Below are 13,465 nucleotides of genomic sequence, written 5' to 3'. Positions count from 1 at the left end.
CCAGACTTCGTCCAGCGTTCGCGCCAGCTTGACACCGCCGCCCTTGCCCCGCCCGCCAGCGTGAATCTGCGCCTTCACCACCCAGACCGGGCCGCCCAATTCCTGCGCTGCGGCGACGGCCTCATCGACGGAAAACACGGGCTTGCCGCGCGGAACCGGCACACCGTGTTCTCTCAATAGTTGCTTGGCCTGATATTCATGAATTTTCATGGCGTCTCGTCCTCGACTTGTGGTGCAGGCATTGTGCCTTCGGTGCGTTGTGGCGCAGTTTGTTGCGCCCAACGGGGATAAAACTCGGCGACTGCTGGGCTGTCCAGCCGCAGGGCGTGGCAGCGGTTGAGCTGAAAAGGCATACCGGCGGCACGCTCCGTGTCTAAACGCCCCCTGGGTCGGCTCGCCGACCCGCCCCCCGAGGGGATCAAGAAAGCTTGGGGCGGCCCTGCGCTTTCTTGAGGCTCCGGCAAGGTAATCGTCGTCAACCCGGCCAGCCCCTGAATGGCTGCAGTAGGCAGCACTTGCGTCAATTCGGTGAGATGGGTGCAGCCCAGCACGCCGCCCAGGCGCTCGCGCACAGCGGAACGAAATCCGCGCAGCAGATTGAGGCCGATCAGCCGCCGGTAGGCGTCATCGTGATCGCCGCAGGTGTCGTAAGGGCTGAACAGGGTGTGCGAGCGGGCATCGACGATGTTGAGCGCGTCGTCGATGGTGACGATGAGCAACATGTCATGCACCGGAATGCCCGCCGGGCGGGTGCGTTCGGACAGGGTGAGATCGCGCGTTTTCACGTCCCGCAATTCGGCCTGCAGATCCCACAAGCCATCCTCTCGCGCATAGACCTCGATACTGAGACTGCGGCGGTGAACCAGACGGCGATTGGGCGAAGACGGGGCGGCAGGAGTGTCGCGCATGGTGGATCTATTTTTGATGAAGCGCAAGAATCAGTGTAGCAGCCTGCTGCGGCGCAGCAAGTCAGTCGACGTCTTCCGTGCCCTCGCCGCGCAAAACCGCGCGGACGGCGTCCCCGCTGAAGCCACGTTGAGTCAAAAAACGAGCCTGTTTGGCCCGCTCGGCAGCGTCTTGCGGAAGCGCCTGGAATTTTCGCGCCCAAGCGGCACGGGCGCGAGTCAGTTCGCTGTCTTTCAAGGACTGACGCAGATTTGCCGTGGAATCGGACGATAGGCCGTGCGCGTCGAGTTCTTGTGCGATGCGCAAATTGCCGTAACGCTGCTGTCGCCGATGAATGAGCGACTGGGCAAAACGCTCACCGCTGAGCAAACCCGCCTGCTCCAGACTGGCGAGCAGGGCATCGATCTCTTCGGACGCCTCGCAATAGCGCAGCAGCTTGCGCCGCAGTTCCAACGGGCTGTGCTCCCGTTGCGAGAGATAGCGCACGGCCCGCGCACGCAAAGAAGGCTGGGCGCGAGGCAGACTCATGGCAACGGACTCAGTCTTGCTCTTCCTCGGACATATCGGCCGTCATCAGCGCATTGGCCTCAGGCACGCCGAGACTGGCGCGGACCTTGTTCTCGATCTCGCGGGCGATGTCGGGATTTGACTTGAGAAATTCGCGCGCGTTGTCCTTGCCCTGGCCGATTTTCTCGCCGTTGTAGGCATACCAGGAGCCGGACTTCTCCACCAGTTTGGCCAGCACCCCCAGGTCAACGATTTCGCCTTCGCGCGAAATACCTTCGCCATAGAGGATGTCGAACTCCGCCTGTTTGAACGGCGGCGCCACCTTGTTCTTCACCACCTTGACGCGGGTTTCAGAGCCGACGACTTCTTCGCCCTTTTTTATGGCCCCGATGCGGCGGATGTCCAGGCGCACAGAGGAGTAGAACTTGAGCGCGTTGCCGCCGGTCGTCGTTTCGGGATTGCCGAACATCACGCCGATTTTCATACGGATCTGGTTGATGAAAATGACCAGGCAGTTGGTGCGCTTGATGTTGGCGGTGAGCTTGCGTAGCGCCTGGCTCATCAGCCGGGCCTGCAGACCCGGCAGCGAATCGCCCATCTCGCCCTCGATTTCGGCTTTGGGCGTGAGCGCAGCCACCGAGTCGATCACGATCATGTCCACCGAGCCGGAGCGCACCAGCGCGTCGACGATTTCAAGCGCCTGCTCGCCGGTATCGGGCTGAGAAATCAGCAAATCAGGTAGTTGCACTCCGAGTTTGGAGGCGTATTGCACGTCGAGCGCATGCTCGGCATCGATGAAGGCGCAAGTGCCGCCGAGCTTCTGCATTTCGGCAATGACCTGCAGGGTGAGCGTGGTCTTGCCCGAGGACTCTGGCCCGTAGATTTCCACCACCCGGCCGCGCGGCAGCCCGCCTACGCCCAGGGCGATGTCCAGGCCCAGCGAGCCGGTGGACACCACCTGAATGTCGCGCTGCGCCTCGCCATCATCCATGCGCATGATGGTGCCCTTGCCGAACTGCTTTTCGATCTGCGACAGCGCGGCGGCAAGCGCCTTGGCTTTTTCTGGATTCACTGCGGATTTTCCCTGTTCCATGGCATGGTCCTCAAGTCTGAATAGCACTGCGGCGCAATGTAGCACAGCTGTATATAAAGACAGATTTTTCTGCTTGCGGTATCCAAAAAAAGAGGGCCGAAGCCCCCTCTTTCCACAACTTGCAGCGTGAGCAAGCTTTTAAAAACTATAGCCCACTGCCAAGGTGTAGACCACCGGATTGAACTTGATGTTCGTCGACGCCTGGCTGGTGATGACCGAGCGATCCCGCGTGTATGAGGTGGAGGTCAGCGTGCTGCGCACATCCGAATAAGCGACGGTACTCACCAACGACCAACGCGAATTGAAGCGATAGATCAGACCAATGTGGGCGGCCCAGGTCAAATCGCTCGATAGATGGATATCGGTTGGCCCTTGCGCATGCTCAAGCGGCGGCAATGCCTTGGTGTTACGAAACCACGTGTAGTTGACGCCCAAGCCGACGAAGGGGTCCCACTTCGCCTCTTTTCCTCGAATGTGGAAGTTGATGAAGGCCGTTGGCGAGTACACATCCACATCGGTCACACCAACGCCACTGAGCGTGCGCCAGCCGCTGCCCTCTGCATAGGTGCGCACCGTGGGCGGATAACCTAGCGCCAGCTCGAAACTCCACGGCCCGGGTAGGTTGCGCACGTACCCTAAACCGAGAGTCGTGGCATTGCCCTCAGCCAAATTGAGATTGGGCGGCGTGTTGTAGCCGCTCAAATTCGGCTGGCTAGGATGGTTATTGAGATAGGCAGCGCCGACATAGATGATATTTTTCGGAAAATCATCGGCATGCGCGGTGGGCAGAAGAGCGAAGCTGGCGGCGGAAAAAATGCTGCCCAGTACAGTGCGTTGTAAGGCATTCATTGCTCGTCTCCTCGTTGTCATTGCGAAATCCAGCCAAAACCCTTCATCGCCTGCAATGTTGTGCTAGCAATGATTGTATACCCAGCGGTATCGGCAAACAGCCATGTGCCCAAATTCGCCGCACTGGCGCCGGCGGCAGCATACGGGGTGTTGACGTTGCACAACAGAGAGCTCGTGGTCGCCGGGTTACACCAAGGGGTAGTCACGTTGGTGAAACCGAATTGCGCCGGATTGGTGACCTCCTGGTTGAGCAGGCTGTAGCCATCGAGCACCTTGACCGGCTGCCCCTGTAGATCGTTCAACAAACGCTGATTGAACACCTGCACCAGATTGGAAAGCAGATAGCAAGGCGCTCCCGTGTTGGTGTTGTCACACACATAACCGGCAGGAGGCGTTTGCGGCGGCGTCAGACCGGTGTAGGGCAAACCGCGTCCGAATGGCGTCTGCGATGAGTCCGGCAAGGTGTAGACCATCACATACTTCGCCCCTTTGCTGGTGATGAGCTTGATTTGAGCGGCCAGTTCATCGGCCGCGGTCGCGACGGTCTTCTGCGCGTTACTGACTGCAGAAGTGGTTGCGGATTGCTGCGCCTGCGCTTGGATTTGCGCAATCTGCGCCTGCGTCAGATTGGGGTTTTGCTGCAGGGCGCTCGTGACAGCCTGCGTGACGGCTTGCGTCACTGTGGCGCTTACCGTACCCAGAGCCGTAAAAATGTCGTTATTACCGGCCAGCACGGTGACCAACTGATTGCTGTTGAAACTGCCATTGAACTGCGCGAGATAATTTTGCACTTGTGCGGTGACCGGCAGGGTCAAAGCCCCGCCGCTGTGGCCGATGCCATTCGCGTTGCTCACCATGGAACCGCCCTGGGCAAAATTGGTGCAAGTGGCTTGCCCGGAAGAAGGCGGCGCGCTGAAGGCACAGAACGTAGGCGTCGAGGTCGGCCCGGTCGCTCCGAGATACATCACACCTGAGGGGGTGCCATAGCCAATCACATTAGGCGTCAAACCCAGTTTCAGGCTGGAGGCCAGAACCCCCGTCCAGTTGCCGGTGGTATCGCCATTGACGGTGAACTGCCCTCCTGCGGGATAAGGCAAGCCGGTAAACGGCACGGTTGCGCCATAGGTGCTGACCGCCGCCAAGGTGTACGCACCGTCGTCGGACAAACTATCGCCAAACACAACCATTTGCTTGAACCCGCCGCTCGGCGGCGCGGCCGGCGCCGTGCTGGCCGAATTCACACTCGCCACGGAGGCCAGCGAGGGCGGAGAAGGATTTCCGCCGCCGCCGCAACCTGCCAAGCCCAAGGCGCTGGCCAAGGCCAGCGCAATCCAGACACGATTCCGCATGAACATCTCCTCAAACATTGTTGTATGCCTGCTGGCCTGCAGGCGGGCGGGTCAAAAAAAGAACGACCGTTCGCTTTAGCGTAGCCGAAGGAAAATGGCGTCGCAAGAGTGGTACTGCGCATTTGCCACAGGTTTGCCGATTTGCAACAAAAGGATACATGTTCGCCTTTTGTGGCGAACCACCCGCTCTTGCAGGACGTCAGCGACCCGAGCCATGCACTGCGCGCGTCAGCCGGTCGCGCAGCGCCAGCCAGGCAGGCGATGGCGGCAAGACTTCAACGCAAATCTCCTCGAGCCCTGCCGCATCCAGTTTGCGTAAAACAGCGTAAAGCTGTTGCGCATAGGCAGCAGGATCGGCAGGCAACGTGACCCATGAGGAATGGGGCGCATGTGGCTGCGGCGGGAACGCCAGCACCCCGATGCGCCGCCCCGCGTCTGCGTCAATCTCCCAGCGTGCATTGATTTGGTCGCGTGAACACCACTGCAGCGGTGTGCGCGGGGCGTAATGCGCCGGTAGCACGCCCGCCACACGCGGGGCAGATCCTGCCGGGCGCAGCAAGTCGGCCTCGGCCACGCCCAGGATTTGCGCGATGTCAGCCGCCTGCAACTGCCCCGGGCGCAGGATGCGCGGCGGTTGCGCGGTGCAATCGACGATGGTGCTCTCGATGCCCACCGCGCAGGCGCCGCCGTCGAGCACCAGCAGGTCGTCGCCGAGTTCTGCATGCACATGCGCCGCCGTGGTGGGGCTGATGCGGCCAAAACGGTTGGCCGACGGCGCCGCCAACCCGCCCTGCCCGCCTTTGAAAATCGCCAGCACGGCCTGGGCGACGGGATGGGAGGGGCAGCGCAGGCCGATGGTGCTCTGCCCCCCGGCGCAGGCGTCGGCCACGCCGGGTTTGCGCGGCAGAATCAAGGTGAGCGGCCCGGGCCAGAAGGCGGCGGCAAGCTTGCGCGCGGGTTCAGGCACATCGGACGCCCAATGCCCCAGATCGGCGGCGCGGTGGATATGCACGATCACGGGGTGGTCGGCAGGCCGCCCTTTCGCGGCATAGATTCTGGCGACGGCCTGCGCGTTCTCGGCGTCGGCGGCCAGGCCGTAAACGGTTTCCGTCGGCAGACCGACCAGTTCGCCCGCCTCCAGACGCCGCACGGCCTCGATGATCTCGCGCGGACGCACTTGGGCGTCGGTGTTCACCTCGCTCACCTCAGAACGGCTCCAGACCGAGAACGGTACAGGCGTGCAGCGCGGTCTGGCGCGCTTCGGCAGGGGTGGCCGCCGTGCAGGTGAGGTGACCCATCTTGCGGCCCTTGCGCGGCGCGTGCTTGCCGTAGAGGTGCAGATGTGCGCCGGGTTGCGCCAGCACGGTGGCCCAGTCGGGCTCGCGCTGCTGGCCGGTGGCGTCGAACCAGAGATCGCCCAGCAGATTGAGCATGACAGTGGCGCTGTGCTGCCTGGGCACTAGCAACGGCGAGTTCACCAGGGTGCGCCACTGCAGCTCGAACTGCGACACGGTGCAGGAGTCGATGGTGTGGTGGCCGGAGTTGTGCGGGCGCGGCGCGATTTCGTTAGCCAGCAGGCGACCATCGCGCAGCACGAAAAACTCCACGCAGAGCACGCCGACATAGTCCAGCCCCTGCGCTATTGCGGCTGCAGCATTCTGCGCAGCCTCGGCGATGTCGGGGGTGATGGACGGGCCGGGCGAAAAGCTGGCGAACAGAATGCCGTCGCGGTGCAGGTTTTGCTGCGGCTCGTACAGCACGGAGCAACCGTCGCGGCCGCGTGCCATCACCACCGACAGTTCATAGGCCAGATCGAGTTTTTTCTCCAGCACGCAGTCCACACCGCCCAGGGCGGCCCAGGCCGCAGGCAGGTCGGCGGCTGTTTGCACCGTGATCTGCCCTTTGCCGTCATAGCCCAGCCGGGCGGTTTTAAGAATGCCGGGAAACAGCTCAGTGCTCACCGCACCAAGACCGCCGCTCGCGGTCAGCACGGCGTGCGGCGCGCAAGGCACGCCAAGCCGCGCAAACAAAGCCTTTTCCTGCGCCCGGTCCTGGCACACAGCCAGGGCCTGCGGCGCGGGCGCCAGCGGCACGCGCGACTCCAGCCACTGCATCGAGTGCGCCGGAATATTCTCGAACTCCACCGTCACCGCAGCGCAATCGCGGGCGAGTTGGTCGAGCGCCAGCGGGTCGTCGTAGCGCGCAGCAAGGTGAATGCCGGTGACCTGCGCTGCCGGCGCGGCTTCGTCGGCTTCGAGCACGGCCACGCCATAGCCCGCGCTCTGCGCCGCCTGGGCAAACATGCGGCCCAACTGCCCGCCGCCGAGCACGCCCAGCGTGGCGCCGGGGGGAATGAATGCGGCAGACTTGCTCATGCCGGGCTACCCACGCGCATGGCCCGCGCTGCGGCGGTTTGCTCCGCGCGGAAGGCGTCGAGCCGATCGCGCAGCGCGGTGTCATGCGCCGCCAGCATCGCCACGGCAAACAGCGCGGCATTCGCCGCCCCGGCTTCGCCGATGGCAAAGGTCGCCACCGGCACACCCTTGGGCATCTGCACAATGGACAGCAGCGAATCTTCGCCCCGCAGATACTTGCTGGGCACCGGCACGCCGAGCACCGGCACCGTGGTCTTGGCCGCGAGCATGCCCGGCAGATGCGCCGCGCCGCCCGCACCGGCAATGATGACGCGCAGGCCGCGCTGCTGCGCACTATCGGCGTAGGCAAACAGATCGTCGGGCATGCGGTGGGCGGAGACCACCTGGCAGTCGTGCGCCACCCCAAAGCGGACGAGGATGTCCGCCGCATGGCGCATCACCTCCCAGTCGCTTTGCGACCCCATCACCACGCCGATTGCGGCCATCTGCTCTCTCCTGTGCAACGCCTGTAAACGGGGGATTTTAAGAAGCCGTGGATCAAGCTCTTGAAATCGCGCCCCGCTATGCTCCTTCCAAACGCAGATCGTGCGCCTGCATACACCCCTTGGTATGGCGCCGACCGCCCCCATTTGCCCTGCTCATTCAGGAGTCGAACATGATTGATGCCACCGTTGCCAATTTTGAAACCGAAGTCGTCGAAGCCTCCCATACCGTCCCGGTCTTGGTCGATCTGTGGGCCCCGTGGTGCGGCCCCTGCCGCGCGCTTGGCCCCATTCTCGAAAAGCTGGAAGTGGCTTACCAAGGCCGTTTCAAGCTGGTGAAAATCAACACCGAAGAAGAGCAGGAACTCGCCGCTGCGTTCGGCGTGCGCAGCATCCCCATGGTCATGCTGCTCAAAGACGGCCAGCCGGTGGACGGTTTCGTGGGCGCGCTGCCCGAAGGCCAGATCCGCGAATTTCTCGACAAGCACGTTCCCGATTCCGCGCCGGAGCAGGCGGACGAGGTCGAACCGAGCGATGCCGAAGCCGAGTCTGCACCCGCGCTGCCGCTGCTGGAAAAGCTGCAGCAAGACCTGGCCACCAATCCGGCCAACGACAACGCACGCAAGGCGTATGTCGAACTGCTGCTCAAGGACGGCCGCACCGCCGACGCCAAGCTGGCGTTCGAGCCCATTGCCGGCAAAGCGCTGGCCGACGCCCGCATCCAGGCGCTGGCCGACTGGCTTTGCGCCGCGCAGGCTGCGCCCGGCCTGCCCCCTGTTGCCGCGCTGCAGTCCAGCATCGCCACCAACAAGCGCGACTTCGACGCCCGCTACGCCCTAGCGCAGCAACACATGGCCGCGCAGCAGTGGACCGCGGCGCTTGACGAATTGCTCGACATTCTCATGCGCGACAAAAGCTGGAGCGAAGACCGCGCGCGCAAGACCTTTGTCAACATTCTGGAGCTGATGGCGCCTGCAGATGCCCCCAAGCCCGCGCCCGGCCAGCCCCCGGTCACCGATCCCACGGTGGAGAGCTACCGCCGCCGCCTGAGCATGACGGTACTGAGCTGAACTCCTGGCCGCCCACAAAAACGCCGACTAGAAGTCGGCGTTTTTCATGGCGTTTACACACGCGTTACAGCGTGATCTGCGTCCCCAGCAGCTTGAGAAACTGTCCCATCCACGCCGGATGCGCGGGCCAGGCCGGGGCGGTCACCAGATTGCCCTGCGTCACCGCCTGATCGACTGGAATATCGGCATAGTCGCCGCCGGCCTCACGCACTTCCGGGCCGCAGGCCGGATAGGCCGAGCACTTGCGACCTTGCAGCACGCCCGCCGCCGCAAGAATCTGCGCCCCGTGGCATACCGCCGCCACCGGCTTGTCGGCGCTGAAAAAATGCCGCACCAGATCGAGCACCTTGGGGTTGAGCCGCAGGTATTCGGGGGCGCGCCCGCCGGGGATGACCAGCGCGTCGTAGTCCTCGGCCTTCACTTCGGCGAAAGTGGCGTTGAGGGTGAAATTGTGGCCGGGCTTTTCGGAATAGGTCTGCGCGCCCTCGAAGTCGTGAATCGCGGTTTTCACCTGATCGCCCGCCTTCTTGTCGGGGCAGACCGCATGCACCGTGTGGCCCACGGCAAGCAGGGTCTGGAACGGCACCATGGTTTCGTAGTCTTCGGCGTAATCACCCGCCAACAACAGAATGCGTTTTGCAGCCATATCGAAGTCTCCGTTGTGAGTCTGCCGCACGTGCGGCCTACCTATTGTGAAACGCGGCGGGTGAAAAACTCAACCCTGCGAATTTCTACAATCGCTCCATTCCTCACGAAAGCCCGCCCATGACCTCTGCCCTGCTGCAATCCTCCCTGCATTCCCTGCCCTTGCTGTCGCGCGGCAAGGTGCGCGAAAACTATGCTGTGGGCGCCGACCGCCTGCTGATGGTGGCTACAGACCGCATCTCGGCCTTCGACGTCATCATGGCCGAGCCCATTCCCGGCAAGGGCGAAATTCTCACCCGCATGGCGCGGTTCTGGTTCGGCCTGCTGCACAACGTGGCGCCCAACCATTTGCTCGACATCGATCCCGAGGCCGTGGTGGCGCCCGATGAGCGCAATCAGGTGCGCGGTCGCGCCATGGTGGTCAAACGCCTCAAACCCCTGCCGGTCGAAGCCGTGGTGCGCGGCTACCTCGCGGGTTCGGGCTGGAAAGACTATCAAGCCACCGGCGCGGTCTGCGGCGTCGCCCTTCCGAAGGGCCTAAAGCTCGCCAGCAAACTGCCCGCGCCCATTTTCACCCCCGCCACCAAGGCCGAACTGGGCGAACATGACGAGAACATTTCTTTCGCACAAATGGAGCAGGCCATCGGTGCCGAACTCGCCGCGCAAGTGCGCGACATCAGCATCACCCTCTATCAACGCGCTGCCGACTACGCCGCCGCGCGCGGCATCCTGATTGCCGACACCAAGTTCGAGTTCGGCCTCGATGAGAGCGGCGCCCTCACCCTGATGGACGAAGTGCTCACCCCGGATTCCTCACGCTTCTGGCCCGCCGACACTTGGTTGGAGGGCAGTTCGCCGCCGAGCTTCGACAAACAGTTTCTGCGCGACTGGCTAGAGGGCGTGCCCGGCTGGAACAAACAACCGCCGCCGCCCGCCCTGCCCGCCGACGTCATCGAGCACACCCTGGCCCGCTACCGCGAGGCACTGGAACGGCTCACGGGTTGACGAAAACCCGCGTCGACCCCGCGAGATCCTGAGCATGGCCAGGAATCAAAATATCAAGATACTTCCTTGCGAGATGCGTGGAACGCAAGCCATTGTTGCCGACTCATCGATCACTTTCGGCCGTCACACCCACGAGCAATTCGGTATAGGCCTGATGGATCGCGGCGGACACAAATCCGCCAGCGGACGCGGCTTGGTCGAAGCCTGGCCCGGCGATGTCATCACGGTCAATCCAGGAGAAGTGCATGACGGCGCCCCTATCGGCTGCACAAGCCGTTCTTGGCGCATGCTTTACTTTGAACCTTCCATCATCGCGGAAGCTGCCGAGGACATCGCCGAGGGAGGGCGCCTGAAAGGTGAGTTCGCCAGTCCCGTCGTCCGCGACGGGCAACAGGCATCGGCTGTTCGCCGACTGTTTGATGTCGCAACCAGCACTGCACCGAATTCACTACAGCAGGACGAGGCTCTGTTGTCTGCGCTCGGCCCCCTCCTGCAACCGATCCAACCCCGGCTTCCTGGCTTTCCTGCGGCGATTCATTCGGCGCGGGCCATGATGGACGACGACCCTGCGACGGCCGTGCCGCTCCCCGTGCTCGCCCACGAAGCCGGGCTCAGTCAATACCAGTTTCTCCGCGCATTCACCCGAATGACGGGCTTACCTCCCCATGCGTATCTAGTGCAACGCCGGATTCATCTGGCCCGCACGCTGTTGCGCCGGGGGTTGAAACCGGCCGAGGCAGCCGCCGCTTGCGGCTTCGCCGACCAGAGCCACATGACACGATGGTTCGTACGCACTTTCGGCATGGCACCGGGCGCATACACCAAAGCCTTGGGCTGAACCTGATAGCTGCAATTTCGTTCAAGAACGCGTGGTGAAAAGCGCGGATGATTCGAGCCTTTCTGGTTCGAACCCGAGGTGCCGCCGTGTTGTTCTCATATTCGCTGTCGCTGCGCGACGAGTTCCCTGAGTTGTCCACTGGGGTCTTGCATGTGCAAGGCATCTGTCCAATTGCGGAGACAGATGTTGCGAATTACGTCGCGCAGCTCACCACACTCGGCCGACAGCGTATCGCCGCTGGCACTGAGGCCGATCTGCCCGAGATTCAAGCCTGGAGGCGCGTTTTCAGCCGTATGGGCCTCAAACCAACCCAATATCGCTGCGCCTCGGAGGCGCTGCTTCGTCGCCTGCGCAAAGAGGGAGATCTCCCATCGGTGCTGCCGTTCGTGGATCTTTGCAATGCAGTTTCGGCGGCTTTTGCCATTCCGGTTGCAGCGTTCGATCTTGACCGGGTCGCCGGGGGGCTCGTCGTGCGCCGAGCCACCGGCACGGAGCGATACGACACTTTCTCAGGCGAAATCGAGCATCCAGAGGCAGGAGAGGTCATCTTTGCTGACGCGAAGTCGCGTGCGCATGCCCGTCGATGGACCAATCGACAAAGTGCCTATTCGGCGGTGAGCAGTCAGACTCACAATGTTTTGATCGTGGCCGAGGCCATGCATGGCACAGCTAAGCAGGACGTCAGTCGATTGATCGTTTCGCTGACAGAAACAATCCGCCAATTGTGGCCTGCGGCGTCCGTGCGGGAAGGGACTTCTTGATGGGACCCGAATTCCTGATCACTTCGCTGCTGGTTGTCGCCTCGCCGGGAACTGGCGTCCTGCTGACCTTGGCTGCCGGCCTTTCACATGGCGCACGCGGGGCCGTCGTCGCAGCGTTTGGCTGCACACTGGGCATCCTGCCTCAAATGCTGCTGGCCGTCACGGGGCTAGCCACCGTGCTGCATACCAGCAGCTTGGCATTCCAGTTGCTCAAAATCACGGGCGTGTGCTATCTGCTTTATCTGGCATGGATGACGTGGCGTGATCGCGGTGCGTTGACGATCAACGTGGATGCACCGGCCCGCTCCGACCTACAGGTGATTCGACACGCCGTGCTGGTCAATCTTCTGAACCCCAAGCTGTCGATGTTCTTTGTGGCCTTTTTGCCGCAGTTCGTTCGCAGTGGCGAAGCTAAGCCAACGGGGACGATGCTGGAACTGTCGGCTGCCTTCATGGCAATGACCTTTGTCGTGTTCGTGCTCTACGGCACATTCGCCGCCAAGGCGCGTGTGCATATCCTGTCACGGCCCGCCGTCCTTCTGTGGATGCGCCGTGGCTTTGCGACAGCGTTCATCGGGCTTGGCCTGAAGCTGGCGCTCGTCCATCGTTGAACAGGGCGGATACCGAATGACAAACGAAGACGCCAAGGCATAGCGCAGTGGCATGCCAGTCACAGAAACCGCATCTCAATTGATATAGGCGAGCACGACCCCGACAAACATCGCCAAACCCAGATAGTGGTTGAGCCGGAAGGCGCGAAAGCATTGCGCCGGATCGCGCTCGCGGATGAGGGTGTAGTGATGCGCCGCCTGCGCTGCGGCTGTGGCCACGCCCAGGAAGTAAGGCCAGCTCAGTCGCAGCGCCCACCCCACGGCAGCCCATAGCGCGATGTAGGCGCAATAGCTCGCCATGACCGCCGCCACGTCGGCGCGGCCGAAGGTGATGGCCGAGGTCTTGATACCGACCTTGAGATCGTCTTCGCGGTCGACCATGGCGTATTCGGTGTCGTAGGCCAGCACCCAGAACAGATTGCCCAGCAGCAGCACCCAGGCCAGCAGCGGCACCTCGCCGCGCGCTGCGGCGAAGGCCATGGGAATGCCGAAGCTGAAGGCCACGCCGAGATAGGCCTGCGGCAGCGCCAGCCAGCGCTTGGTGTAGGGATAGGCGATGGCGATCAGCAACGCCGCGACCGACATCTGGATGGTGAGCAGGTTGGTGGTGAGCACCAGGCCGAAGGCCGCGAGTGCGAGCGCCGCGCCGACCAGCAGCGCCTCGCGGGTGGACACCTTGCCCGAGGTGACCGGACGCTGCGCAGTGCGGCGCACGGCGCGGTCGAAGTCTTGGTCGGCCACATCGTTCACGGCACAACCAGCCGAACGCATGAGAAACGTACCCGCGATGAACACGACGACCAGCCACCAACTCGGTCGCCCATCGCTGGCGATCCACAAAGCCGACAGACTCGGCCACAACAAGAGAAGAGAACCGACCGGCTTGTCCCAACGGATCAAGGCCAGCCATAAGCGCAGACGTTCCATGCGTGAATTATCGCCACGCAGGGAACGTCGATGAAACGGGCGACTGA

General features: G+C 62.8%; 16 protein-coding genes. 5 read left to right on the top strand and 11 right to left on the bottom strand.

What is annotated here, in order from left to right; genetic code table 11:
• From ABT24_RS02260 to purE, 9 genes are all read right to left on the bottom strand, one after another.
• On the bottom strand, positions 1–210 hold a 210-nt coding region (locus tag ABT24_RS02260), incomplete at its 3' end, for an ATP-grasp domain-containing protein (RefSeq protein WP_353743815.1).
• On the bottom strand, positions 207–908 hold the full coding sequence (locus ABT24_RS02255) for a DUF2889 domain-containing protein (RefSeq protein ID WP_276728142.1): 702 nt from the start codon (positions 906–908) through the stop codon (positions 207–209). The genes ABT24_RS02260 and ABT24_RS02255, both read right to left, overlap by 4 nt.
• A 61-nt stretch (positions 909–969) precedes the next feature.
• The gene (gene recX, locus ABT24_RS02250; RefSeq protein WP_276728140.1) at positions 970–1,434 is read right to left on the bottom strand and encodes a recombination regulator RecX; all 465 of its coding nucleotides are present in this window, start codon (positions 1,432–1,434) and stop codon (positions 970–972) included.
• A 10-nt stretch (positions 1,435–1,444) separates the two neighbouring features.
• On the bottom strand, positions 1,445–2,506 hold the full coding sequence (recA, locus tag ABT24_RS02245; RefSeq protein WP_013105092.1) for a recombinase RecA: 1,062 nt from the start codon (positions 2,504–2,506) through the stop codon (positions 1,445–1,447).
• A 138-nt stretch (positions 2,507–2,644) separates the two neighbouring features.
• Positions 2,645–3,355: an OmpW/AlkL family protein gene (locus tag ABT24_RS02240; protein ID WP_276728137.1), complete on the bottom strand. Its 711-nt coding sequence runs from the start codon at positions 3,353–3,355 to the stop codon at positions 2,645–2,647.
• A 17-nt stretch (positions 3,356–3,372) separates the two neighbouring features.
• A complete protein-coding gene (locus ABT24_RS02235) occupies positions 3,373–4,704 on the bottom strand; it encodes an SGNH/GDSL hydrolase family protein (protein ID WP_286737303.1) in 1,332 nt (443 codons plus the stop codon).
• A 199-nt stretch (positions 4,705–4,903) separates the two neighbouring features.
• On the bottom strand, positions 4,904–5,908 hold the full coding sequence (locus tag ABT24_RS02230; protein WP_276728132.1) for an L-threonylcarbamoyladenylate synthase: 1,005 nt from the start codon (positions 5,906–5,908) through the stop codon (positions 4,904–4,906).
• Between the two features lies 1 nt (position 5,909).
• Entirely contained in the window at positions 5,910–7,079 is a 1,170-nt protein-coding gene (locus ABT24_RS02225; protein WP_276728130.1) for a 5-(carboxyamino)imidazole ribonucleotide synthase, read from the bottom strand.
• Complete coding sequence (gene purE, locus ABT24_RS02220; RefSeq protein ID WP_276728127.1) at positions 7,076–7,564, bottom strand: 5-(carboxyamino)imidazole ribonucleotide mutase; 489 nt, start codon at positions 7,562–7,564, stop codon at positions 7,076–7,078. Before purE ends, ABT24_RS02225 begins: the two co-directional genes overlap by 4 nt.
• Positions 7,565–7,734: 170 nt before the next feature.
• On the opposite strand from purE, the gene trxA reads away from it, so the two are divergent.
• A complete protein-coding gene (trxA, locus tag ABT24_RS02215) occupies positions 7,735–8,631 on the top strand; it encodes a thioredoxin (RefSeq protein WP_276707101.1) in 897 nt (298 codons plus the stop codon).
• 64 nt (positions 8,632–8,695) lie between these two features.
• Here the strand turns inward: trxA and ABT24_RS02210 are convergent, their stop codons facing one another.
• Positions 8,696–9,277 carry a DJ-1/PfpI family protein gene (locus ABT24_RS02210; RefSeq protein WP_156053259.1) on the bottom strand — a complete coding sequence of 194 codons (582 nt, stop codon included), beginning with the start codon at positions 9,275–9,277 and terminating at the stop codon, positions 8,696–8,698.
• Positions 9,278–9,396: 119 nt separating this feature from the next.
• Here ABT24_RS02210 and ABT24_RS02205 point away from each other — a divergent pair, with 119 nt between their 5' ends.
• The 4 genes from ABT24_RS02205 (at position 9,397) to ABT24_RS02190 (ending at position 12,491) form a co-directional block, all read left to right on the top strand.
• Positions 9,397–10,281, top strand: coding sequence for a phosphoribosylaminoimidazolesuccinocarboxamide synthase (locus tag ABT24_RS02205; protein WP_276728125.1), 885 nt, complete (start codon positions 9,397–9,399; stop codon positions 10,279–10,281).
• Between the two features lie 34 nt (positions 10,282–10,315).
• Positions 10,316–11,119: an AraC family transcriptional regulator gene (locus tag ABT24_RS02200; RefSeq protein ID WP_276728122.1), complete on the top strand. Its 804-nt coding sequence runs from the start codon at positions 10,316–10,318 to the stop codon at positions 11,117–11,119.
• A gap of 86 nt (positions 11,120–11,205) precedes the next feature.
• Complete coding sequence (locus ABT24_RS02195) at positions 11,206–11,880, top strand: B3/B4 domain-containing protein (protein ID WP_276728118.1); 675 nt, start codon at positions 11,206–11,208, stop codon at positions 11,878–11,880.
• The gene (locus ABT24_RS02190; RefSeq protein ID WP_276728115.1) at positions 11,880–12,491 is read left to right on the top strand and encodes a LysE family translocator; all 612 of its coding nucleotides are present in this window, start codon (positions 11,880–11,882) and stop codon (positions 12,489–12,491) included. Before ABT24_RS02195 ends, ABT24_RS02190 begins: the two co-directional genes overlap by 1 nt.
• Before the next feature lie 75 nt (positions 12,492–12,566).
• Here the strand turns inward: ABT24_RS02190 and ubiA are convergent, their stop codons facing one another.
• Positions 12,567–13,418, bottom strand: coding sequence for a 4-hydroxybenzoate octaprenyltransferase (ubiA, locus tag ABT24_RS02185; protein ID WP_276728112.1), 852 nt, complete (start codon positions 13,416–13,418; stop codon positions 12,567–12,569).
• Positions 13,419–13,465 lie beyond the last annotated feature (47 nt).

Source organism: Thiomonas sp. SCN 64-16 (assembly GCF_001725585.1).
Taxonomy (GTDB): Bacteria; Pseudomonadota; Gammaproteobacteria; order Burkholderiales; family Burkholderiaceae_C; genus Thiomonas; species Thiomonas arsenitoxydans.
The sequence above is the reverse complement of the archived record's forward strand: the minus strand, read 5'-3'. Positions and strand labels throughout refer to the sequence as shown.

Coding starts and splice junctions, on each gene's coding strand:
- ABT24_RS02255 (WP_276728142.1), bottom strand. CDS start 908: ATGCGCGACACTCCTGCCGCCCCGTCTTCGCCCAATCGCCGTCTGGTT.
- recX (WP_276728140.1), bottom strand. CDS start 1,434: ATGAGTCTGCCTCGCGCCCAGCCTTCTTTGCGTGCGCGGGCCGTGCGC.
- recA (WP_013105092.1), bottom strand. CDS start 2,506: ATGGAACAGGGAAAATCCGCAGTGAATCCAGAAAAAGCCAAGGCGCTT.
- ABT24_RS02240 (WP_276728137.1), bottom strand. CDS start 3,355: ATGAATGCCTTACAACGCACTGTACTGGGCAGCATTTTTTCCGCCGCC.
- ABT24_RS02235 (WP_286737303.1), bottom strand. CDS start 4,704: ATGCGGAATCGTGTCTGGATTGCGCTGGCCTTGGCCAGCGCCTTGGGC.
- ABT24_RS02225 (WP_276728130.1), bottom strand. CDS start 7,079: ATGAGCAAGTCTGCCGCATTCATTCCCCCCGGCGCCACGCTGGGCGTG.
- purE (WP_276728127.1), bottom strand. CDS start 7,564: ATGGCCGCAATCGGCGTGGTGATGGGGTCGCAAAGCGACTGGGAGGTG.
- trxA (WP_276707101.1), top strand. CDS start 7,735: ATGATTGATGCCACCGTTGCCAATTTTGAAACCGAAGTCGTCGAAGCC.
- ABT24_RS02210 (WP_156053259.1), bottom strand. CDS start 9,277: ATGGCTGCAAAACGCATTCTGTTGTTGGCGGGTGATTACGCCGAAGAC.
- ABT24_RS02205 (WP_276728125.1), top strand. CDS start 9,397: ATGACCTCTGCCCTGCTGCAATCCTCCCTGCATTCCCTGCCCTTGCTG.
- ABT24_RS02200 (WP_276728122.1), top strand. CDS start 10,316: ATGGCCAGGAATCAAAATATCAAGATACTTCCTTGCGAGATGCGTGGA.
- ABT24_RS02190 (WP_276728115.1), top strand. CDS start 11,880: ATGGGACCCGAATTCCTGATCACTTCGCTGCTGGTTGTCGCCTCGCCG.
- ubiA (WP_276728112.1), bottom strand. CDS start 13,418: ATGGAACGTCTGCGCTTATGGCTGGCCTTGATCCGTTGGGACAAGCCG.